Annotated in this window: 18 protein-coding genes; 10 read left to right on the top strand and 8 right to left on the bottom strand. The window is 57.1% G+C overall.

Going from position 1 to position 23,589, the window contains the following annotated elements; genetic code table 11:
• Positions 1-33 precede the first annotated feature (33 nt).
• Positions 34-1,248 (bottom strand): amino acid ABC transporter substrate-binding protein, encoded by a 1,215-nt coding sequence (locus N7578_RS04660; RefSeq protein WP_311109130.1) that lies wholly within the window; start codon positions 1,246-1,248, stop codon positions 34-36.
• Positions 1,249-1,384: 136 nt separating this feature from the next.
• Here N7578_RS04660 and N7578_RS04655 point away from each other — a divergent pair, with 136 nt between their 5' ends.
• Positions 1,385-2,260 carry an AraC family transcriptional regulator gene (locus tag N7578_RS04655; protein WP_311109129.1) on the top strand — a complete coding sequence of 292 codons (876 nt, stop codon included), beginning with the start codon at positions 1,385-1,387 and terminating at the stop codon, positions 2,258-2,260.
• A 32-nt stretch (positions 2,261-2,292) separates the two neighbouring features.
• On the opposite strand, the gene N7578_RS04650 is transcribed toward N7578_RS04655, so the two are convergent.
• Genes N7578_RS04650 through N7578_RS04635 form a run of 4 tightly spaced genes read right to left on the bottom strand, consistent with a single transcriptional unit; the run spans position 2,293 to position 6,186 of the window.
• The gene (locus N7578_RS04650) at positions 2,293-3,102 is read right to left on the bottom strand and encodes an ABC transporter ATP-binding protein (RefSeq protein ID WP_311109128.1); all 810 of its coding nucleotides are present in this window, start codon (positions 3,100-3,102) and stop codon (positions 2,293-2,295) included.
• Positions 3,099-4,139 carry a FecCD family ABC transporter permease gene (locus tag N7578_RS04645; protein WP_311109127.1) on the bottom strand — a complete coding sequence of 347 codons (1,041 nt, stop codon included), beginning with the start codon at positions 4,137-4,139 and terminating at the stop codon, positions 3,099-3,101. The genes N7578_RS04650 and N7578_RS04645 overlap by 4 nt, the downstream gene beginning before the upstream one ends.
• Positions 4,136-5,179: an iron ABC transporter permease gene (locus tag N7578_RS04640; protein WP_311109126.1), complete on the bottom strand. Its 1,044-nt coding sequence runs from the start codon at positions 5,177-5,179 to the stop codon at positions 4,136-4,138. Before N7578_RS04640 ends, N7578_RS04645 begins: the two co-directional genes overlap by 4 nt.
• Positions 5,176-6,186, bottom strand: coding sequence for an iron-siderophore ABC transporter substrate-binding protein (locus N7578_RS04635; protein WP_311109125.1), 1,011 nt, complete (start codon positions 6,184-6,186; stop codon positions 5,176-5,178). Before N7578_RS04635 ends, N7578_RS04640 begins: the two co-directional genes overlap by 4 nt.
• Before the next feature lie 255 nt (positions 6,187-6,441).
• Here N7578_RS04635 and N7578_RS04630 point away from each other — a divergent pair, with 255 nt between their 5' ends.
• Entirely contained in the window at positions 6,442-8,616 is a 2,175-nt protein-coding gene (locus N7578_RS04630) for a TonB-dependent siderophore receptor (protein ID WP_311109124.1), read from the top strand.
• A gap of 45 nt (positions 8,617-8,661) precedes the next feature.
• Here the strand turns inward: N7578_RS04630 and N7578_RS04625 are convergent, their stop codons facing one another.
• Complete coding sequence (locus N7578_RS04625; RefSeq protein ID WP_311109123.1) at positions 8,662-9,555, bottom strand: AraC family transcriptional regulator; 894 nt, start codon at positions 9,553-9,555, stop codon at positions 8,662-8,664.
• A gap of 585 nt (positions 9,556-10,140) precedes the next feature.
• Positions 10,141-10,671, bottom strand: coding sequence for an NUDIX hydrolase (locus tag N7578_RS04620; RefSeq protein WP_311109122.1), 531 nt, complete (start codon positions 10,669-10,671; stop codon positions 10,141-10,143).
• Between the two features lie 95 nt (positions 10,672-10,766).
• On the opposite strand from N7578_RS04620, the gene N7578_RS04615 reads away from it, so the two are divergent.
• Together N7578_RS04615 and N7578_RS04610 are read left to right on the top strand one after the other, a co-directional pair.
• A complete protein-coding gene (locus N7578_RS04615; RefSeq protein WP_311109121.1) occupies positions 10,767-11,411 on the top strand; it encodes a DUF47 domain-containing protein in 645 nt (214 codons plus the stop codon).
• A complete protein-coding gene (locus N7578_RS04610; RefSeq protein WP_311109120.1) occupies positions 11,411-12,415 on the top strand; it encodes an inorganic phosphate transporter in 1,005 nt (334 codons plus the stop codon). Before N7578_RS04615 ends, N7578_RS04610 begins: the two co-directional genes overlap by 1 nt.
• Positions 12,416-12,490: 75 nt before the next feature.
• Here N7578_RS04610 and N7578_RS04605 read toward each other — a convergent pair whose 3' ends face one another.
• Complete coding sequence (locus N7578_RS04605; protein WP_311109119.1) at positions 12,491-14,830, bottom strand: EAL domain-containing protein; 2,340 nt, start codon at positions 14,828-14,830, stop codon at positions 12,491-12,493.
• 311 nt (positions 14,831-15,141) lie between these two features.
• Here N7578_RS04605 and N7578_RS04600 point away from each other — a divergent pair, with 311 nt between their 5' ends.
• From N7578_RS04600 to N7578_RS04575, 6 genes are all read left to right on the top strand, one after another.
• The gene (locus N7578_RS04600) at positions 15,142-16,551 is read left to right on the top strand and encodes an O-antigen ligase family protein (RefSeq protein ID WP_311109118.1); all 1,410 of its coding nucleotides are present in this window, start codon (positions 15,142-15,144) and stop codon (positions 16,549-16,551) included.
• A gap of 10 nt (positions 16,552-16,561) precedes the next feature.
• Positions 16,562-17,893 carry a glycosyltransferase gene (locus N7578_RS04595; protein ID WP_311109117.1) on the top strand — a complete coding sequence of 444 codons (1,332 nt, stop codon included), beginning with the start codon at positions 16,562-16,564 and terminating at the stop codon, positions 17,891-17,893.
• A 35-nt stretch (positions 17,894-17,928) separates the two neighbouring features.
• Complete coding sequence (locus tag N7578_RS04590; protein ID WP_311109116.1) at positions 17,929-18,495, top strand: sugar transferase; 567 nt, start codon at positions 17,929-17,931, stop codon at positions 18,493-18,495.
• 96 nt (positions 18,496-18,591) lie between these two features.
• Complete coding sequence (locus N7578_RS04585; protein WP_311110056.1) at positions 18,592-20,481, top strand: nucleoside-diphosphate sugar epimerase/dehydratase; 1,890 nt, start codon at positions 18,592-18,594, stop codon at positions 20,479-20,481.
• Positions 20,478-21,428, top strand: a complete 951-nt coding sequence (locus tag N7578_RS04580; protein WP_311109115.1) for an NAD-dependent epimerase/dehydratase family protein — start codon at positions 20,478-20,480, stop codon at positions 21,426-21,428. The genes N7578_RS04585 and N7578_RS04580 overlap by 4 nt, the downstream gene beginning before the upstream one ends.
• Before the next feature lie 290 nt (positions 21,429-21,718).
• A complete protein-coding gene (locus N7578_RS04575; RefSeq protein ID WP_311109114.1) occupies positions 21,719-23,482 on the top strand; it encodes an ABC transporter ATP-binding protein in 1,764 nt (587 codons plus the stop codon).
• Positions 23,483-23,589 lie beyond the last annotated feature (107 nt).

The following is a 23,589-nucleotide window of genomic DNA, read 5'->3' as shown; positions in this document are numbered from 1 at the left end:
CGGCGCTTGAAGACACCGGCTCACGGTAAAATATTACCAGTCGGGCTTCGGGACGACCGGCTTTGCGGCACCAGTTCGATCAGAGGGCGCGATGGCGACAAAACGGTCACCCTGCCACTGTCCGGCCCACCAGAGTTGCCGAAGCTGGTTGTCCTCAAGCTTGACGGGACCGATGACCGTATCGAATTCTCCGGTCGACAGTTCCTCTGCCACAGCAGCCTTGTCCAGGCCGACGCGCTTTACCGACTGCGCAAGCATTTCGAGGCTGGCATAGGTGATGGCACTTGCCCAGCTATCGGGTTTTGCACCGATGAACGCTTCATGGCGCTTGAAGTAATCGGCGATCTTGTCGCTCGTTCCATCGACACCGCCAATGCTGATGACGCCCTCATGCTTGCCGTCCGAGACTTTCGGGAAAATCGGGAAGGCACCACCAACACCAACGTAGAACACCTTGGGATTGAATTTGTTGGTCTGCGCCTGCTTCGTCACCGCAAAACTGTCTGGCGGGTATGAAAAGGCAATGAAGCTATCTGCGCCACTTGCGGCGGCTTCATTGACGAGCGCGGCGAAATCCGATGTGCCGACCGGGTATGTCTTGTCGTAGGCCAGTGTGAAACCCGCCTCCTTCAAGGCCGGACGTGCCGCCTTGATAAGATCGATCCCGAAACCGTCAGCGACGGAAATCACCGCGACCTTGTCGTTGATCTGTCCCGTATCGCGCGCTGCCTTGAGAACGCCCGCGAGCGAATTGGCATAGTCATGCCCGCCCCCCAGCATCCAGAAGCTTTTCTTCCAGCGAGCGGCAAACTCGGGTGCCTTGTCGGTCACGCCGGTGACTGCGAGCTGCGGGTAACCGAAGCGGTCATAGAGCGGCGCGACAGCAAGATTAAACCCTGTTCCCCAAGGCGGAAGGAGAAAATCGACCTTGTCCTGGCTGGCCAGACGCTCGGTCGAACGAACCGCATCTTCCGCAGAGGAGCGGTCGTCATATTCGACGACTTCAATGGGAAGGCGTGATCCATCGGGAAGCGTCAAACCACCCGCATCGTTCACTTCCTTGACCCAGAGCTTGTAATTCGGAATGGTCGTGATGCCTGCTCCGGTCGCGTTGGCACCACTCTTCGACACGGCATAACCGATCTTTACCGACTTGCGGTCTTCCGCGTAGGTCAGCGACGGCGTGATGGCCGAAACGGCAATACCGGACAGCAGGCAGAACAGCGTTCTGCGCTTCAAAATAGTCATGATTTTCCTCCCAAGCGCGTCTGTGAAGGTAGCCGGCTCCTCTCCGGCATCCTTATGCGCTGATGAAAGTTTAACAGCGACAGATCGATATAAAATGCATTAATGTATCCCATTATTGTACTTTTGGAGCTACACGATGCCAACATCGCTCCCTTTGCCAACGCTCCGCTCACAAATGATCGAGGCCCGAATTCTGGCGCCTGCACTGAGGACTTCGGAATTTCGCCTCGAGGCAAATGCCGCCCACCTTGTGATACTTTCATCGGGAGAAGCGGAGATCATTCGTGACGAGGCGCAGATGGCGGTCCAGGCCTCCGAAATGATATGGTTGCCGTCTGGCAGGGCAGGACGTTTTAGAATTAATGCGGGGAGCCGAGGCACATGGCTCAAGGCGACGGAAGTCGGGCTTGCCCACGCAATGCCAACCGGCACCAGCGCCATGGCGGTGCGCGAAACATTGCAGCGTGTTCTGACCCAGAGCCTGTCCGACAAAGACCGGCGGGAACTGACAAACTATCTTGAGACGATCTCGGCCGAGGGTTTTCAACCTGCGACCGGATCAGACACCGTCATCACCAGCCTCTTGAGTGTTGTCCTCATCCGCCTCTGCCAGCAGGCCATTGTCAATCTCACCAGCGCAACGACGTCGACGAGCAGTATCGTCGAGCGTTTCGTATTGCTTGTGGCGCAGCATAAGCGCGACCAGCTAACGGTCGAAACCTGTGCAGAAAAGCTTGGCACCAGCCGCGAGCGGCTCGGCGCTGCTATCCGCAAGGCGACGGGCTTGTCACCGCAGCACTACATACACCGCGAACTGCTTGCGGAGGCGAAAGATCTTCTCGTCAACTCATCACTACAGGTGACGGAAATTGCCTTCCGGCTGGGTTTCCAGGACCCCGGATATTTCAACCGGTTTTTCACCCGCAACGAAGGCACATCACCGGGTCGTTTTCGCCGCAATGCAAGGCGCGCCCAGGACAAGGCGGTTCAGTCCTACGCCGCCTGGCCATGAAGAGCGCACCGAACTCTGTCATTAGAAAAGGTTCAGATCCCTTCCCGTGACGCGCGATGCCGGCCGATCGGCAGCATCATCGGCTTTCCGGACGTCGGATCGACAATGACGCGGCTTTCGATACCGAAGACATGAAGAACGTTCTCCTCCGTCAACACCTCCTCGGGCCTGCCGGAGACATGCAGCCGTCCTCCCTCCATCGCGACGAGGAAATCCGCGTAGCGGGCTGCCAGATTGAGATCATGCAAAACCATGACGACGGTGGTTCCACGCGTCTGGTTGAGATCGGTCAGAAGATCCAGCACTTCGACCTGATGATTGATGTCGAGGAATGTCGTCGGCTCGTCCAGCAGCAGGATATCTGTCTGCTGGGCCAGCGCCATGGCGATCCAGACCCGCTGGCGCTGCCCTCCGGAAAGTTCATCCACCGCACGATCCGCCAGAGCCACCGTCTTGGTGGCGGCAAGGGCTGCGGCAACCGCTTCGTCATCCTTGCGTGTCCAGCGTGAAAAAACGCCCTGATGCGGATATCTGCCGCGGCTGACCAGATCGGCGACCAGAATGCCCTCCGGGGCAATCGGCGATTGTGGCAACAGGCCCATGGTGCGGGCAAGCTCTCTGGACGGTGTTCTGTGGATCGATTTTCCATCGAGCAGGACATGCCCATGACGCGGCGCGACAAGCCGGGACATGGCACGCAGCAATGTGGACTTGCCGCAGGCGTTGGCGCCAACAATCACCGTGACCTTGCCCGGAGGCACAACGAGATCAAGGTTATCGAGGATGATCGCGTCACCATACCCGGCCGAAAGCTGATTCACGGAAAGGGAATGGGCTGTCATAGAGAACCTCCGCCGCGATTGACGCGTACGATCAGATAGATGAGGTAGGGAGCACCCAGCGCGCCTGTAACGACGCCGACGGGATAGCGTCCGGGCAGGAGAAACTGGCCGCAATAGTCACCTACCAGCACAAGAACGGCCCCGACTAGTGCTGAAGGGAGAAGCAACGAACCGTTGCTCCCCATGATGCGGGCGGCAATCGGACCTGAGAGGAATGCCACAAACGCGATCGGCCCAGTGACGGCCGTTGCCGTGGCGATGATACCGACGGCCGCGACAATGACGATGATCCGGGTTTTCGCAACGCCGACGCCGAGGGCCGCAGCGGCATCATCCCCGAGGCGCAACGCTTCCAGATCGCGGGCGCGGCTGAGCAGCAAGCCGCCGAACACCGCGAGCGCGACGAGAAGCGGCAGCACCTGATCGAGCTTAGCGCCGTTGACGCTGCCCGTCAGCCAGCGCATCGCTTCCTGCAATGTCCAGGCGGGTGCGGTCGACAGCACATAGGCGACAAAGCTTTCGAGCATCGCCGAAACGCCGATACCGACAAGAATAAGACGCGTTCCGGCAACCCCGTTGCGGAATGAAAGACCGTAGACAAGCAGGGCGATGGCCAATCCCGCCACAACAGCAAAAACGGATACCGCCGGGCCGTTCAGCGACAGAACGACGATGGCGAATACGGCAGCGGCGCTCGCCCCGGCACTGATGCCGATGATATCCGGGCTGGCGAGCGGATTGCGCAACATGGTCTGGAATGCGACACCGCCAAGACCGAAGCTCAATCCCGCCAGGATTGAAAGGACAGCACGCGGCAGGCGAAGCTGACCCACGGTGAAACTCACGCCCGCGATGTTCTCGCCGAACAGCACCCGCATCACGTCGCCGGGCGGCGTGAAGGATTGCCCCAGCATGAGTGTGACGGCAAAGGCGCCCAAAAGGATGAGACCGAGAACTGCGATGACGAGGTTGCGTCTGCGTGCGCGATAACGGCGATTTCCGCTGACGGAAGCGATGATGGGGTCAAGCGTCGTCACAGTTCGCGCACCCGCTGGCGTCTGACGATCCAGATGAAGAACGGCGCACCGATGAAAGCGGTGACGATGCCAACATCGAGTTCGGATGGCCGGGCAACGATGCGCCCGCCGACATCCGCGGCCAGCAGCAGGCATGCGCCTCCAAGCGCTGAAAATGGCAGTAGCCAGCGATGGTCGACACCCGCGAGCAAGCGGCAGAGATGCGGAACGACCAGCCCGACGAAGCCGATAGGTCCGCAGATCGCCGTTGTTGCCCCACACAGAAGGATGGCACCGAAGGAGGCGACGGCGCGGGCGACGGCAACATTTTCACCAAGGCCAGCCGCCAGCTCATCGCCCAGAGCCAGTGAATTGAGCTTTCGCGCCGAGAAGAGGCTGATCGCGAAACCGACCAGCAAAAACGGCAGAATAGGAAGAATACGATCGAGCGTCGCACCACCGACGCCACCGATCTGCCAGGCGCGGATACCGCCGGCGATATCGTTTCGCGGCAGCACCACGGCGATCACCAGAGACGAGAAGGCAACCGACGTGGCGGCACCGGCCAGTGCGAGCTTGAGCGGCGTTGCTCCGCCGCGCCCCAGAGAACTGATGACATATACGAAAACCGCAGAGGCCGCTGCCCCTGCGATGGCGACCAGAATGAAGGCGTTGGCAGAAGCGATATCGAACCATGCCACGGCAACCACGACCGCCAGTGACGCGCCCATGTTGACCCCCAGAATGCCGGGATCGGCAAGAGGGTTTCGGGTCACACCCTGCATGACCGCACCTGCAAGTCCGAGCGCCGCCCCGGCCAACAGGGCAAGCAGCGTTCTCGGCAACCGGACAGCGACGGCCGCCTGCCCGATATTGTCGACCTGACCACCGAGTGCCGCGACAATATCCGCGAGGCTAACCGAGCGCGTGCCGACGGACACCGAGAGCACACACAGAAAAACAACCAGAGCAATCGCGCCAATCATCGCAAGCGTGCGCACGCTATCCGACCGGACTTTGAACCCCGTTGCATGCTGCGGCTCGGCTTCGCCGGATATCATTGCGATTTTCCGGCGGATTTGCCAGCCGCACCGGCAAGCAGATCCGCATAGTCCTTCAGAACCCATGAGATCGACAGCGGCGTGGGGTTTGATGCAGTGCCAAGCGGGTTACGGCCAAGCATGACGATGGAATCGTGGGTCACGGCGGGCATGCGCGACAGCAGCGGATCGGCTCGCATGGCGTCGAGCAAAGGCTGGCTGCCATAGGTCACCACAATATCGACGTCATCGAAGGCATCGACCTTTTCAGCACTGACGCCTGCCGCAAACTGGCCCGGCTTGGTGGCCTCCACCACGCTTTTGGGCGAGGTCAGGCCAAGATCCGCGAAAAACTTCACACGGCTGTCGTTGGCCGTATAGAAATTGACGATGCTGAGATTTGTCGAGTCGAGATGTGTAACGAACATCGCTTTCTTGCCGGCGAGTTGCGGGTGGCCCGCGACGACATCTGCGATCTGCTTTTCGATGCGGGCGATCAGGGCCTCGCCCTCCACCTTCATGCCAAGCCCCGCGCTGTTGAGACGGATCATCTCACGCCAGCCGGTTGACCATGGCGCGTCGGGATAGGCAACGACCGGCGCAATCTGGCTCAACGTGTCATAGTCGGACTGGCTCAGCCCGGAATATGCGGCGAGAATGACATCCGGCTGAGTTGCAGCCACCGCCTCGAAATCAATTCCGTCGCCCTCATCGAACAAAACCGGCTTTTCGGCGCCGAGCTCTTTCAGCTTTTCGGCCACCCACGGCAACAATCCATCGCCATCGTCGTCACCGAAATTCGCCGCGGCAAAACCAACCGGCACAATGCCAAGCGCAAGCGGAACTTCGTGGTTCGCCCATGCCACGGTCGCGACACGTTCCGGCTTCCTGGCAATGGTCGTGGTGCCGAGCGCATGTCTGATGACGACGGGATAGGTCGTGCTTTCGCCAGCAGCGGCAGGAGTTACGGCAGCGACCGACAGGCAGATCGCGATCAAGGGCGCGAGGCCACGAAACAAACGGAACATTCGTCAAGCTCTCGAAACGTTAAAAGTGGACTTCAACTCTCAGCTTAACTCCTGATCGTCAAGCATCATGTGGCCGCTTGCGAAGATCAGCCTTGAAGTTTCCGTGGTTTTCTACAAAACAGACAAAATCTACAATACCGGACAAACTCTCTCAAGTTATTGGCGCTGCGAGGGGCATATCTGATCAGGCCATCTTCCACGGGGGAAGCCACTGCAGTGAGGCCCGACTATTTTATTCTGTTGGAAATTGGGCAAATGAATATCGATAGATCAGGCAGACGTTCATTACAGGCGCTTATCCGCTCCCGGAGCATGGCGCTTCTCGGCTGCACCGCACTCGCGGCCCTTGCGCCATCTCTCTCGTTCGCTCAGCAGGCAGACGGATCAAATTCGGGCACGACGCTCGCCCCCATCGTCGTACGGGGCAACGGCACCGCCGCAAGGCTCGACACCAGCAACGATTCGAAGTCGATCGTCGCCAAGGAAACGACAGGCGCCGGCAAAATGGCGACCGATGTTCTGGTGGCGCCCGCATCGGTTTCCGTCATCACCTCCAAGGAGATCGAGGAACGCGGAGCCGATAGCGTCGAGCAAGTGGTTCAGTATTCCGCCGGTGTCGTGACCGATTTCTACGGTGGCGACGACCGCTACGACTATGTCGATATTCGCGGCTTCACGCCCAATACGTATCGCGATGGCCTCATTGTCGGCCGCACGTTCGGCGGCACGAAGGAAGAGCCATATGCCTTCGAGCGCATCGAAATCCTGAAGGGCGCCAGCTCCGCAGGGTTTGGGGCGGCCGAACCGGGCGGGTCTATCAATTACGTCACGAAGACACCGAAGAGCGAGCGTTTTGGCGAAGTCTACGGCACGACAGGCTCATTTTCTCACAAGGAAACGGGTTTCGACTTCGGTGACAATATCACCGCGGACGACACGCTCTCCTATCGTCTGACAGGCAAACTCCAGCGCGCCGACGGTGAATACGATTATTCGCAGAATGACGAGAACTTCATCATGGGCGGCCTGACATGGCGCCCGTCCGCGGCGACGAGCCTGACATTCGTCTTCGACCATCTGGACAAGCAGGGCGTTCCGGGTAGCGGCGGCCATCCACTTGGAACGGACTTCGACCGAAGCGTGTTCTTCGGGGAACCCGACTATTATTTCAACGACATAAACCGCAATACCTACAGCCTGATGTTCGATCACGACTTCGGCAATGGTTTGAGCTTCCGCTCGAATGCGCGCTACGCCCGCTCCGACCTCGATTTCGGCAGTGCCTATATCGCAAGCACAAGTACCGATGGCTCGAATACGGCCGGCCGCTACTTCTTTGGCAGCGACAACTCGACCGAACAGTTCGTGATCGATGCGAACCTGATCTACGAAACGACCTTTGACAATGTGGAGAGCCGCACGCTCGCAGGCGTCGATTACAATCATTTCCAGTCGCAGAACTATGGGCTGTATATCGCGCCTGCCGGGACGCCGCCCATCAACTGGCTGAACCCGGTCTATACAGGTGGACCGATATCGACCGCGCCCACATCCGGTTCCACAAGCGACCAGAAAACGAATGCGATCTATGTGCAGCAGGATCTGACCTTTGCGGACAGACTGACTGTAAGCCTCGGCCTTCGTAACGACTGGCTCGACCTTAGCCAGACGAACCTGTTCTCGCCATATACAACGCAGACGGCCGACCACAGCGAATTGACAACACGTTTCGGCGCCAGCTACAAATTCACCGAGGAACTGGCCGCTTTCGCCAGCTACGCCGAATCCGCAGCACCACCGGCTGTCGGGATCAATCCCGCAACCGGCGGTCAGATCGAACCGACGACCGGAAAGCAGTATGAAGTTGGTCTCAAGTACAGACCGGATGCCTTCCCTGCCCTGTTCACGGCCTCGGTCTACGACCTCAGGAAAGAGAACATCACCGTGCAGGATCAGGTGAGCTATATACCCGCAACCGTCGAAAAGGTCAGGCACCGTGGCCTGGAGCTTGAGGCCAAGGCGGAGTTGACTGACAATATCAGCGTGATCGCGGCTTACAGCTACATCGATTCCAAGATCGACGAGCCGGGTGGCAAGAACGACGGCAACCGCCTGATGCGCGTCCCGAAAAACCTCGCGTCGCTATGGGGCACCTACACGCTCGAAGGCGAAGGCGCGCGCGGCGACATGACATTCGGCGTTGGCGCTCGCTACACGGCTTCCTATTTCACGGACATTGCCAACACCATATCGTCTGACAGCGCCATCGTTTTCGATGCCGCCTTCACATACAAGATCAAGGAAAACACGACCTTCCAGCTGAACGTCAACAATGTGTTCGACGAGAAGCACATGGCAAGCCGGGACGCGGGCGGGCTCTACTACAATCCCGGTCGCAGCATCTACGCAACGCTGCGTCAGACCTGGTAACGTCAAGGCCCGGCGGCCCTTCAGTCAGCCGGGTACACATGCCGTTCAGACTGCCCGCCGCAAGCGTCGCCACGCGGCGGGCGTGTCACCCACCACCTGACGAAATGTCTTCGTCAGGTGCGCCTGATCCGAAAAGCCGAGCTGTGCGGCAATATCCGCGACGGTAAGATCACCCCCGAGCAGAAGGTTCTGCGCAGCATCGATCCGCTTTTCGAGCTGCCACTGCAACGGCGTCTTGCCTGTCGTCTGCTTGAAGACATTCGAGAACCAGCTCTCAGACAGCCCAACGACTGCTGCCATCTCTGCAACGGTCATGCGGCCATCGCAACGTCCATCGAAGCGGGCTGTCAGCTTGTTCATCTGGGCCTTCGTCAGCCGCCCGCCTGAAGGTTCACCGGGATGTTCAGGAATTTCCAGAAGCCCTGCGACTATGCTGCCGACCAGGCTTTCGGCATAGATCGGGTGTTTGGACGGTTCGGAGACTTCATCGACCAGAAGACCGGCAAGCGTCTCGATTGCTCCGATATCCTGAATTTCCACCGGGCGGCGCAGCGCAGTCATCGCCGCCGAGGCTCCCAGAGACGGCGACAAAAACCGCAGCACACGGTCCTTGTGCATATGAAGATTGAGATGCGAGAAACGGTGCGTCACCGTACTGGAGGTCCACATGGGCACCCCCGCAGGCACATAGACAGCACGCGTCATGGGGCGAAAATCCCCTGAAAAATCGCCGTTCTGGTTCGAAATACGGACACGGGACGAAACATCATCGAAAAAGATCATGATGCGCGGATCATCGGCCAGATAATATCCGTTTGCTCCAGCCTGACTTTCAGCCTGCCAGAACGCACTCACCAAGCCATCGAGGCAGCGCCATTTTACGGGAGCAGTTACGCGGATGCCCTCCGTATGCCATGTCATGGTATGCCAGAAACTCAATGTAGGTGTCCGTCCGCAGTTCAGATAGAAGATCGTCGTTCAGGGTAAAATGGCGTCACGGTGATACATTTCCTGGTCATCGGCCGCATTCTCGCACGCTGTTGAAATGCCGACTTCCCCACATCCGGCAACGTCGATAACATGATTTATTTTATCAGCTTATCTGGCGGTAGCAAGGTTATAAATCGCAACGAAATATTTCGGATCCGAGGTGCGCGGAATGTTTCTTACAACGCGCCCGGAACATTTCGATTCAAATCGCAGGTAATTTATCGGGCTATATGCCACCACAGGTAGACGATACTATCGGCCGTCGCATGTTCCCTGAAACAGACAAGCGGCATTGAAGCCCGGCGCGCACAGGACGCGACGGGCTTCTTTCATGAAATGACGGGTAAAATATAGGTAATCAACGCAGACTGAAATTCATCCACCGTTCATTTGGAGGATTGCAAGTTCAGCGCACCACACCGCCAAATGTGGTTTCAAGAGGCCCGTATTTATCCCCCAGCCCGTACGGGCCTCTTGTCATAAATGAAACGAAGGGAGTAGTCGGGTCACACTCAAGAGCCAACTTCGGCGCCTTCAGTCCGAAATGTCTTTCTTGCTCCGGACAGGCTTGAAATCGACAAGCAGTGACTTCAGTTCGATTTCCCGAACACGTCTAGCCGCCTCGACGGGAGAAACCCAGTCGACGCGCCTCTCACCCCGCTCCTTGAAACTTGTCTTCGTATCGCTCACCTCGATCTGGAAGACATCGACGACACAGGGTGTGACATCCCCGTTGTCGAGCATCTTGAGGTAGGTATATCGCCCAACGGGTTTCTTTTTAACGCGCCCCCGGACGCCCGCCTCTTCCCACGCCTCGATCAGCGCCGCTTCGTGCGGTTTTTTGCCCTTCATTGGCCAGCCCTTGGGGATGAGCCATCGGCCGCTGTCACGGGACGTAACCAGCAATATCTCAAGCTCATCGTCCCTCGCCGAACGAAAGCACAAGGCGGCATATTGCTGCTGGAACGCACCACTGAACAGCTTTTCCGGCACACGCGCCAGTTGCTGCAGCAGTGTGCGCGGTTTGGGCAAGCTGGTTTTGCGGTCTTTTTTCGGACGCTTCATATCGGTTGATAGAGCTGATTTTCCGGGTTGCATCAATGGCAGGGCAGCATTTATGACACTTTTATGACAAGCAGCGCCATAGAAGGCAAATTCGCATGATGAGCATATTCCGCAAACTGATGCCGCGTGAAGACCGGTTCTTCGACATGTTCAACAAACACTCGGAAACCGTCGTCAGCGCAGCACAGGCACTCGACCATCTTCTGAGCGGTGAGAACGTCGAAGCGAACTGCGACCTGATCGTCACGCTTGAAGACAAGGCCGACGACATCACGCGCGAGGTTCTACTGGCCGTTCGCCGAAGCTTCATAACGCCGTTCGACCGAGGCGATATCAAGGATCTCATCCAGTCCATGGATGACGCGATCGACATGATGCACAAAACCGTCAAGACGATCAGGCTGTTCGAACAGAAGGAGTTCGACCCTCTGATGCGGCAGATGGGACATGAAATCGTCAAAGCAGCCGGTCTTATCGCCGAAGCCATTCCGCTTCTCGAAAAGGTCGGCACAAACGCCCAGCGTCTTTCCGCGATTGCCGAGGAAATCACCCGCGTCGAGGGCCGATCCGACGATCTGCATGACCAGGGCCTCAAGGATCTGTTCAAGCGCCATGGCGCTGCTGGAAACGCCATGGCCTACATGATCGGCAGCGAAATTTACGGTGAACTGGAAAAGGTTGTCGACCGCTTTGAGGACGTCGCCAACGAAATCAGCGGCATTGTTATCGAGAACGTCTGATGGATGTCGCCCTTGCCTTGCCGCTTCTGATCGGCCTCATCGGGATAGCGTTGTTCTTCGACTTTCTGAACGGTCTTCATGACGCCGCCAACTCCATCGCCACGATCGTCTCGACCCGTGTCCTGCGTCCGCAATATGCGGTCGCATGGGCCGCTTTCTTCAATTTCATCGCCTTCCTGTTTTTCGGCCTGCATGTGGCGGAAACGCTGGGAACCGGCATCATCGATCCGGCCATCGTATCCCCGCAGGTGATCTTCGCCGCGTTGATGGGGGCAATTGTCTGGAACATCGTGACCTGGATCTTCGGCATACCGTCCAGTTCGTCTCATGCGCTGATCGGCGGCCTTGTCGGGGCGGGCCTTGCGAAGGTCGGCTTCAGCTCCATCGTCTTTTCCGGTCTGTTGAAGACCGTAGGCGCGATCTTCATGTCGCCAGCCATCGGCTTCTTCCTCGCCCTGCTGCTGGTGCTTTCAGTCTCATGGCTGTTCGTTCGCCAGACGCCCTTTGCCGTAGACCGCACGTTCCGCGTCATGCAGTTCGTCTCGGCGTCTCTCTATTCGCTGGGCCACGGCGGCAACGATGCACAGAAGACCATGGGCATCATCGCTGTGCTTCTTTTCAGCCAGGGTTATCTGGGAGACAGCTTCTATGTGCCGTTCTGGGTGGTCATCACCTGCCAGTCCGCGATGGCGCTTGGCACTCTGTTCGGCGGGTGGCGGATCGTCCATACAATGGGATCGAAGATCACCAGGCTGAACCCGATGCAGGGCTTCTGCGCTGAAACCGGCGGCGCGCTGACACTTTTTGGCGCAACCTGGCTCGGCATCCCGGTTTCCACGACCCACACGATCACCGGCGCAATTGTCGGCGTCGGCGCAGCCCGGCGCGTTTCTGCGGTACGCTGGGGACTTGCCGGGAATATCGTGATCGCCTGGATCGTCACCATGCCTGCAGCGGCACTGATCTCAGCGTCCGTCTTCTGGCTGACCGGACTTTTCGGCTAGCGTTCAAATATCAGGTAGCGGCGGGAAAAATCTGGTTTCCCGCCTGTCATAACCGCCTCATACCGACACGCCCGATTAAACAGACTGCCTTGTCTGTGTGGCAATCTGGCTCTGCTGTTCCGGGGCACCGCCGGGTTTTCCGAACAGATACCCTTGCGCCTGCGCGCAGCCCTCATCGACCACCATGCGATATTGAGCGTCCGTTTCGATGCCCTCAGCCGTCACGGGCAGGTCGAGACTGCGGCCAAGGCCGATGACGGCACGCACGATGGCACGTGCACTCTCATCCTCGCCCATGGCTGCAATGAAACTGCGGTCGATCTTGATCTTGTCGAACGGGAAGCTCTGGAGGTTGCTCAGCGACGAATAACCTGTGCCGAAATCGTCCATGACGACACTGATGCCGAGAGTTTTGAACTGCCGCAAGATGGCCAGCGTGACATTGCGATCCTTCAGCAGCGCGGCTTCCGTCACCTCGATTTCCAGGCGTTTGGGAGGCAACCCGGTTTGCGCGAGAATGAGGCAGACCATCTGGCCAAGGTTTACCAATGAGAACTGCAGGGGCGACACGTTCACCGCAACCTTCAGATGGGAAGGCCACTGCGCGGCGTTGCTGCAGGCTTCTCGCAGCACCCACTCTCCAAGGGGGATGATGATGCCTGTTTCTTCCGCAATGGGAATAAACTTGTCCGGTGGGATAACCCCGTGCACGGGATGCTGCCAGCGGACGAGTGCTTCATAGCCAACGACCTCTCCGCACTCCACCGACAATATTGGCTGGTAATTCAGGACCAGTTCGTTGCGGGTGACTGCAAGACGAAGATCCGTTTCAAGTTGTCTGCGTTCGCGCGCTTCCTGATCCATGACCGGATCATAAAACGCCAGAATTCCGCGACCGCCCAGTTTCGCCCGATAGAGGGCGAGATCGGCGGCATGCATCAGACCCTCCATATCATGACCATCTTTCGGGAAGACAGCGATGCCGATGCTCACACCAACAGCTGTCGGGTCACCGGCAGAGTTCATCCTTTCTGCAAAGGTGGTGAGGACCGTTTCCGCCAGCGCCTGCGCCTGCTCCGCCTTCGTATCCCGGGTCGTGAGAATGACGAACTCATCACCACCGAGACGGACGACAATGTCTCCCGGACCCGCGCACTCCTTGAAGATACCCGCCACTTTCTTGAGGATCCGGTCGCCTTCCGCGTGCCCGAACAAATCGTTGACTGCCTTGAAACGATCAAGATCGAGCGTCAGCAGCGCAAATCCCTGCCCCTCGGCACATTCGCGTATCTGAACCTGCAATTGCTGCTGAAACATGGTCCTGTTTGCAAGGCCGGTCAGCACATCATGGCGGGCGAGATATTCGATCTCTCTTTGCGCCTCGCGATTTTCGGTAAGGTCACGGATGGCGAGGACTTCGCTCGGCCGTCCGCGATACTCGATGGTTCTGACCGCCAGTTCGAAGACCCGCGTTTTCCCCTCGACCTGCCTGATGGCCTCCACAGGTGTCCGGCGCGCCAGATGTGCTGGCTGACCGTCATCGGCCTGCAGCAGATCATCCGGGCGTTTCCCGATAAGGGTCGCCTCCTCGCAGGCCAGAAGCGCGGCGAAACGGGTATTAAGCTCAACGATCGCGCCGTTCTGCACCACGGCAAGACCGTCGAGCGTCGCATCGACCAACCCCTTGAGATCGACCAGATATCGGTCGACCAGAGCAGCAGCAGCCGTTGCCGAAACAACAAGGAGCGTCACCCCCACAATCGCTGCAATCAGGAGTATCCGTGCAAGGCTGTCGGGATCCGGGCCAGGCATAGACGGGTCAGGAGACAACACCGTTGCCGACATCGCCGTGAAATGCAGGGCGCATATGGCAACAATTGCAAAACCCGCGCCAGCAAAGACCCGTTTTGAAGAAACCAACCGTCCAAACAGATGGAAGGACGCTAGGAAGCAAATCCATGCAACGACAGAACCGCCCAACACTTCGCCCCACCGATAACTGACGGTGGCTGCGACATCCATTCCTGCCATGCCGACAAAATGCATGACGGCAACGGCAAGCGTGACCGCCGAGGCGGATAGGACCGCGCCATATCTCGCGAACTCGAATGTTCGCAGAGCCAGCCAGAAACCAACGATAATGACGACAGCCGAAAGCGACGTAAATTGCAAATCGAAGCTGATCGGCACAGAGCCCTTGTAGGCAAGCATCGCGACGAAGTGTGTAGCCCAGACTGAAAGCCCCCCCACGAAGGCAGCCACCCACATCCAGTATCGCTTGCGACCGGCCGGGCTTTCTTCCGCACGCAGCAGAAGGTGGAAAAATGCAAGCATCCCCAAAAGGCATATCACGGCCGCCAGGAAAACGATCGTCCAGTCATGCTGTATGACCACGCATTCCAGAACCGTGAACATAATGCACTCTCCCTGCCCGTGAAGAAACACCCGTGGGCGCACTATGCTGCAGGATTGTTTATAAAAGTCTAATTCAACTAAGGCTAATATAAATGCCCGAAAAACAAGTTATAGGGGAAGCTCTCGAAGAATGTCACAACGCCCTGCTTTCGCAGGCGATACTCGCAACAATCCGATTAAAATATTTGACGGGGCCATTGGACAAGGGTACCTAGCCGCGCAATTGCAGGAACGCGGCAAGTCACGATCTATTCGATCTCTGCCATAAGTCGATTTAACCATTCGGATAGACACGGAGCCCTGCGGCAAACATGAACAAAATCCGCGCCGCAATATCCCCGCCAAAAGGAAGGTTCTTTTTGAAAAAGACGCGCGCGGTCGAGGTCAGCCAACAACTTCACACGGTTCTCGACATTGCCTTCATCACGGGACTGGTATTTTCCCTGTTTCTCGGAAGCAAGGTGACGCCTGCGCTCATTATAGCAGGCGCGATACCGCTTCCATTTCTGCTGCGCGAATTGCGTAAAAATAACAACACGGTTCCAAAAAGCCGACTGGTCTTCCCGTTCGCAGCCTACTTTGCTTATAATATAGGTGCGTATGTTTTCTTTACGGGTCTCGATACCGGCGATATCCGCCCGATAAACCCCAGCTACGAATCTTATATCATAGCTATTGTCATGGTTGTCCTGGGTGCTGTTCGGGGCCTGCAAACTCGCGACCTGTCCAAGCTGTTCAGATATGCCGTTCCGGCAGCCTTGTTCGTGTCGTTTATCGTGCTGACCGTCTTGATGTTTTCTGAAGCAGAAAATCAATGTCGCGTGCGCGGAGCAGCGCCGTGGCCATTCATACCCGCACTGCTATTCACGACACTTACTCTCCTGTCGTATGTTGGATGGAACACATTTTCCAAGTTCGAGAAAAGAGCGCGGGTCGTCTTGCTTGCCTGCAGCATAGTTGTGGTCAATGCCTACACAGCCTCGCGCGGTGTTGCCGTTGGCCAGTTTGCGGCAATAGCGGCGCTACTTCTTTTAGGCATACTCGGCAGATTTTCCGGCTCGTTGCCAAACTGGCGTAACATCGTTGTCGCTGTGGCAGGTGGCGTTGGAATGTCGGCACTCATCGGCATGGCAACTGGATGCGGCCCGATGACCCGTATTCAGCCGGTCATCGACAGCGCGATCATTCTGCTGCAACACGCGCCGGCTCCAATTGCCAACGCAGACCTGTCTCCCGCCACAGCACGACAGGACATTCCAGCAGCGGCAACGGCGCCGTCCGCAATCCACCCTGAAGCCGTCGAAAAAATCGGCGACACCGATCAGTCAATCAGCTTGCGTCTTGCCATGTGGGACGCGTCCATCGCGGCGATCAAAGAAAAGCCAGTGTTCGGACACGGAGCCCTCTACCTGCAAAAGCTGATAACCGAACGGTTCGGCTTTGAGCACAATCACAACCAGTATCTTTCCTGGCTCGTCACCGGCGGCCTGGTGGGGCTGATCATTGGCTTGGCCTTCCTCGCAACACCATGGTTGATATCCGTCGGACTGGGTGTACCAGACCGCATGATCATACTGATTGCCGTTACCTTGCTATGGGGCGTGGCAATGATGTTCGATTCCTTTTTCAACCTGAAATTCTACACCCACTATTACTCTTTCCTATGCGGGGTTCTCTACGCCTGGACCTGCGACCTGAGACGCAAACGGGAATTGATGTGAGGCCTTTTCGATGAGCGAAGCAACGCCGATCTATTACGACATGACAGAGGCTCTCCTCTCGACGTCAGCGAAACGGGTACAATACTACGGGATCGCGAGAACGGTGATCGAGATCGCACTCAACATGGCGACACGGACCAGCGACGTTCGCTTTGTCGTTTTCTCATTCGGGAAAAAAGCATTTTATGAGGTGCATTGGCACCAAACCGCCAGCGGCGATATCGTGTTTGATCTGCCGAAAGACGTCGGTCAGCGCTGGTCTCGTTCCCATGCGGGCAGCAACATTCTTCTTTCGCTTTTCTCACGACTGAAGAACATCATCGCCGACAAGAGGAATAACGACCTCTGGGAGAAAAACGCCTCCGCTCTCAAGAAGATAGAGGTCGACAACGGCATTTTTTTATCCGCTGGCCGTCCGAAACTGATCGTGGACATGATCAAATCGATCAGGACGCCCGGCAGTACGGCCAAGGTCGTTGCGCTGCTCCATGACTTCATGCCTCTTCACCGCATAGGGGCGAAGCGTTTCAGACGTTTCGACCGAAATTTTCTGCGCGATAATCAATATGTGATAAAAAACGCAGATATGCTTCTGACCAATTCCCAGTTCACACGGGAAGAACTCGACCGCTTCGCAAACGCTGGAATATTACCGAAACCGGGTCCGGTCGTAACAGTGCCGCTGGTGCATGAATGCCCGCCGGGAACGGAAAAAGCGGAGATTAGCCTTCCAGCTCAGCCATACCTTCTGACAGTGGGCCTCAACCTTGGGCGCAAAAATATCGAGATTGTACTGGAAGCGCTTCGCCGCATGGATCAACAGGGGAGCGACATCCCGAATCTCGCGATTGCGGGCGCCAATCGCAAACGGCTGAAACGCTATGTCGAACGGCGGGAGTTTGCATCCATTCGACATCGTATAACCTTCGTCAACAACCCCAACCAGACAGACCTGGTAAGGCTTTATGAAAACGCCCTCGCGCTTGTCATCCCTAGCTACATCGAGGGCTGGGGTCTTCCTGCCGGAGAGGCACTGTGGTGCGGAACGCCTGCAGTCTGCTCGACTGCCGAGGTATTGAGAGAGGTCAGCGGCGATCTTGGCCTGTATTTCGATCCGGATGATGCCGATGCTCTATCCGAGATCATAAAAAAACTGCAGGGCGACAAAGCTTTTCTCACCTCGCTCAAGGAAAGAATTGCTGCTTCCAAACCGGCGCTTCGAACATGGCGAATTGTCGCCGATGAGGTTTTGCGCGCGCTGAACGAGCATCCCGCGACGACATCGGTGGACAAACAAAACAACCCGTTGGCCGACCAAGGCCCGACGCGTTATGAAAACTAGTCCGTAACCTGTATGATTTTCATCGTAGCGAACCCATGTGCCTGAAGCGCCTCTTCGACATTTCCATGTCCGTAATTTGCATCGTTTTGTTCTCTGTACCGATGCTGTTCATCGCAACGGCAGTGAAGCTGACATCGCGTGGTCCTGCACTTTACTGGTCAAAACGCGTGGGCAGGAATAACAAACTTTTCCCGATGCCCAAGTTCCGGACAATGCTGATCGATACGCCAGTTGTTGCCACGCATCTTCTTTCCGACCCCTCGAAACACCTGACGCCCATCGGCAGTTTTCTTCGCAAGACAAGTCTTGACGAACTTCCGCAGCTCTGGTGCATTCTGAACGGCGACATGTCGCTCGTGGGTCCGCGACCTGCCCTCTTCAATCAGGACGACCTGATCGCAGCGCGCACAGCGCAAGGCGTCGAAAGCCTGCCCCCTGGCCTGACTGGCTGGGCGCAGGTGAACGGGCGAGATGATCTGCCGATACCTCGAAAAGTCGCATACGACGCGGAGTACCTCCGCCGGCGTAGCTTCTTTTTTGATTTACATATACTCTTTCTAACGGCCATCAGGGTCGTCCGTTCCAAAGGTGTGTCACATTGAGCCTTGCGAGAAGACAACCCGCATGAATTTGCCGACCGGAGTGCAAGTAGAACGATGATGCAGGGCAGCCTTACCGAGCACCCGATTGTGAATGGGATGCGGGAATGGATTATTCGCACACCGAGGCTGTGGAAACGTGTTCTCATGATCAGCGCAGACATCTGTCTGCTGTTGTTCGCGATGTGGGGATCCTATGCCTTGCGTCTTTCGGAATGGACCCCTGACATAACAGCCGAACGGCTGTTGCTGGCACTGTGCGCTCCAGTCATAGCCATACCGATTTTCATACGCCTTGGGCTTTATCGCTCGGTTATCCGCTATCTTCCTGAGGCCGCCATCTGGACCATTATCCGGGCAACACTGGCCGCGACGATGACGTGGGTCATCGTGATATTTCTCATGGAGATGACAGGTCAAGGCATCGTCCCGCGCTCCGTGCCATTCTTCTACTTCGTGCTATCCACGCTTCTCATCGGCAGCGTTCGGTTTGGAGCCAAATGGGTCTTGAATTCCGGCACGGGCATGCGTCGTGACGAAGAACCCATCCTGATCTATGGAGCGGGACCATCTGCAGCTCAGTTGGCGCGGGCGCTGCGTGGTCACGCAAATCGTTATGTCATGGGCCTCATTGACGACGACAATACCAACCGTGGACGGGATATCGGGGGCTATAGAGTCTTTCACTCAAACGATCTGCCATCACTGATCGACCGCTACGGAATCAAAGAAATCGTCCTCAGCATGTCCTCCATTCCCATGGAGTCACGCATATCAGTCATAAACAGGGTGACCGGCCTTGGTGTCAAAGTACGTAGCGTACCTGACATGGCGGACATTGTGGACGGCCGATATATCGTCAACCAGATCCGCGAAATCGAGATTGACGAACTACTGGGCAGATCCTGTGTACCGGCCGAAAAGAGCCTGCTCAGCCAGGCACTCACGGACCGCGTTGTCATGGTAACGGGCGCCGGCGGATCGATCGGGTCCGAGCTGTGCCGGCTGATCGTCAAATGGCGCCCACGCAAGCTGCTGCTCCTCGATACCAGTGAATTCGCGCTCTACGAAATCGAACGGGAGCTTAGGCATCTGGACGGTCCAGAGATCATACCAATTCTCGGCTCGGTTACCGACGAGCGGCTTTTGCGCCGTTTTATCCGAACCCATGCCGTTGAAGTTCTCTACCATGCTGCCGCCTACAAGCATGTTCCACTGGTTGAGGAGAACGTCCTGGAAGCCGTGCGGAACAATGTGTTTGGAACACTGACCGTGGCGAAAGTTGCAGCGGCAGAAGGCGTGTCTAACTTTGTCTTGATTTCTTCCGACAAGGCCGTGCGCCCCACCAACGTCATGGGCGCAACGAAACGCTGGGCAGAGTTGATCGTTCGACAGATGACCCAGGAAGTGGAGAGCCACGCAGAACGCAAAATATTCTGCGCCGTGCGTTTCGGTAATGTGATCGGATCGAACGGTTCCGTTGTGCCGCTCTTCAAGCAACAAATTGCCAGGGGCGGACCTGTAACCGTAACGGATCCAGATATGACCCGTTACTTCATGGCCATTCCCGAGGCCGCGGAACTCATCGTGCAGGCTGGCGCGCTTTCAATTGGGGGCGATGTGTTCCTTCTGGACATGGGCGAGCCTGTCCGGATCGGCGACCTGGCCGAAAACATGATCCGCCTCGCAGGTTTCAAGGTGCGCAACGCACAAAACCCCAACGGCGGCATCGCTATCGAAGTTATAGGCAAGCGGCCCGGAGAAAAGCCGTTCGAAGAACTCTTCTATAATCGCGACAATGCAAAACAGACACAGCATACGAAGATCATGCGTGCGGATTCGGGAGGAATAGCACGCTACGACATGACCAAGCCGCTGCTCGAACTTCAGGCTGCACTTGATGACGAGGACGAGCAGGAAGCAAGAGCATTGTTGTTCAGTGTGATCGATACGGAGGAGCACGTCAGCAACCGGACAGCGACGGCATGATGCCCTCCTCTATGAGCGACAGCATTACGCTTGTGACAGGATCTTCCGGATTTGTCGGGTCAGCCCTCGTCGCCATGATGAGAGAGCGCGGCATGCAGGTTCGCGATATTTCGCGAACCGACAAAAATTCTGCTGTTGTTATTCCATCATACGGCCCCGATATAGACTGGACCAATAGCCTCAATGGCATCCGGGCCGTCGTTCATCTTGCCGCGCGAGTGCACGTCATGAGGGAAACGTCAAGCGATCCCCTATCCGCGTTTCGTGAGGCCAATGTCGAGGCAACCCTCAATCTGGCTCGTCAGGCTGCAAGCCATGGCGTAAAGCGTTTCGTGTTTGTGAGCACGATCAAGGTGAATGGCGAAACCACGCAGCTGGATCGCCCTTTCACGTCGGCGGATCACCCCAACCCGCAGGATCCCTATGGCCGGTCAAAGGCCGAGGCAGAGGCAGCGCTTCTCGCTCTTGGCCATGAAACCGGAATGGAAATCGTCATTGTCCGTCCACCTTTGGTCTACGGACCGGGTGTGGGAGGAAATTTCAGACTTTTGATGAAATGGGCCGTGAGCGGCGCTCCCTCGATCTTCCCGTGCGTACAAAACAAACGCTCGCTCATTTACGTTGGCAATCTTTGTGATCTGTTGATCCGTGTGATCGATCACCCGAACGCAGCGGGAAAAATATTCCTAGCCAGCGACGATTGCGACGTTTCAACGCACGAGTTGCTCAGCGCTTTGACCAGAGGCACCGGAAAAACACCGCGATCCCTGCCGGTGCCGCTTAAATTCCTTCAGCTAACCGGCAAGATGTCAGGCCGCGGAGAAGCCCTGCAACGCCTGACTGACAGCCTTCAGGTCGACGTGACGGCGACTTGCAAAACCCTGTCCTGGGAGCCTGATCGGCGTGTGCCTTTGCTTTTGTCACGCGTCTGGACACAAGACGGATAGATGTACCTCTCCGACTGACAACCACTCGGCATCTGTTACAAACTCTGGGCCTTTCATTCCCCGAAGGTTGACACCAAAAGCACCGGAGCGTAATTGGCGCTCTGAAAATCGGGTGCATGATGTCATCAATCCAGAAGGAAACTCCTGGCATTTTAGCTTCGCACGGTGAGAAAGTCTCCCGCTATGTGCTCGTGAATGGAACATAGGAAGCCGTCTCGCATCGTATTCGAGCCAGTTAGGTCTCGACATAAAGTTCGTATCAGAGCAGCCACCAAAGCAAGGATATTTTCGTGATCGGATCGTTTCTGTCGCAAGACGACAAGAAGTTGTTGGCACGACTGTTCAAGGAAAACTTCAGGAAACACGTTGGCTGGTACTCTGCAGCTATCGCTGCGATGGTCGTCGTTGCTGGCATGACCTCGCTCAGCGCCTGGATCATGCGCGATATCGTCAACAGCGTTTATCTCAATCAGGGCTTCAACGTCGTTCTCAATATCGCCTTTGCGGTTGCGGCAATCTTCATCGTCAAGGGCCTCGCCACCTTTGTGCAGAGCTTCTATCTGAGCAAGGCGGGCAACAGCATCGTTGCCGAACAGCAGCGCAAGATCTACGACCGCCTGCTGAAGCAGGGTGTTTCCTTCTTTCAGAACCTGCCGTCGTCCGAGCTTCTCGTCCGCGTGACCTATAACGCGCAGTCCGCACGCAGCGTCATCGACACGATTGTGACGACTTTCGTCCGCGATCTGCTGTCGCTGATCGGGCTTCTTGTGGTCATGTTCACACAGAATTTTCTTCTGAGCACGATTTCCATGATTGTAGGTCCACTGGCGATCTACAGCGTTCGCCTCGTGACAAGGCGTGTGCGCAAGATCATGGAGGCGGAACTCGCCTCTCTGGGTGAAATCGTCAACGTCGTACAGGAAACCAGCGTCGGTGTACGCGTCATCAAGGCGTTCTCGCTCGAGAAGCTGATGAGCCAGCGGATGAACCAGGCGGTATCCGATGTCGAACATCGCGCCAACGGCATTGCGCGGCTGGAAGCTGCGACGAGCCCGATCATGGAAACGCTGTCTGGTCTGGCGATTGCGGCGGTCATCGCCGTTTCCGGTTACTCCGTGCTCGAAAAAGGCGGTTCTCCGGGCGACCTGATGGCCTTCATTACGGCTCTGCTTCTCGCCTATGAGCCTGCGAAGCGGCTGGCGCGCATGCGCGTTCAGATCGAAAGCGGCATGATCGGTGTACGGATGATGTTCGAGGTTCTGGATGCACCCCTGACCCTTACCGAAAAGAAGGACGCATTGTCTTTGCCGCGCGCCAACGGCGATGTCGAACTCAAGAATGTCAGCTTCGAATACGTCGCAGGCCAGCCCGTTCTCAAGGACGTGAACCTGCGTTTCGAGGGCGGCAAGATGACCGCGCTGGTGGGTCCGTCAGGCAGCGGAAAATCCACCATCATCAATCTGATTATGCGCCTGTACGATCCGCAGAACGGTTCCGTGGAAATACACGGGATGGATCTGCGCGACGTTTCCTTCGCGAGCCTACGGGAGCAGGTTTCCTATGTCGGGCAGGAAACCTTCCTCTTTTCCGGCAGCATCAGGCACAACATTTCGGTTGGTCGCGACAATGCGACCGAAGATGACATCATCGCTGCAGCAAAGGCAGCCAATGCACATGATTTCATCATGAAGATGCCGGAAGGTTACGATACCTGGCTGGGAGAGAACGGTGCGGGCCTGTCCGGCGGCCAGCGTCAGCGCATAGCCATCGCGCGCGCCATGCTGAGAGACGCCGACATCCTGATCCTCGATGAGGCAACCAGTGCGCTGGATTCGGAATCCGAAGCACTCGTCCGTGATGCACTGGAACGGCTCACGCTCAACAAGACGTCGATCGTCATCGCCCACCGGCTTTCCACGATCAACCGCGCTGACAAGATCGTGGTCATGGACAACGGTGAGGTTGCGGAACAGGGGAGCCGGCGCGAACTGCTCGCCAATGACGGACTTTACAAACGTCTTCACAGCATCCAGTTCGACGCAGACGTCGCCTGATCTTTTACGCCGGGCGGCGCGTGTGCCGCCCCAGTATCGTTGGTCCACCCCTGCGGAGAATCTGATCTTCAGTGAAGAGCTCCCCTCGATCGGCTTACAATTTGCAT

It is taken from the genome of Agrobacterium tumefaciens (assembly GCF_031801495.1).
Lineage (GTDB): Bacteria > Pseudomonadota > Alphaproteobacteria > Rhizobiales > Rhizobiaceae > Agrobacterium > Agrobacterium tumefaciens_K.
The sequence above is the reverse complement of the archived record's forward strand: the minus strand, read 5'-3'. Positions and strand labels throughout refer to the sequence as shown.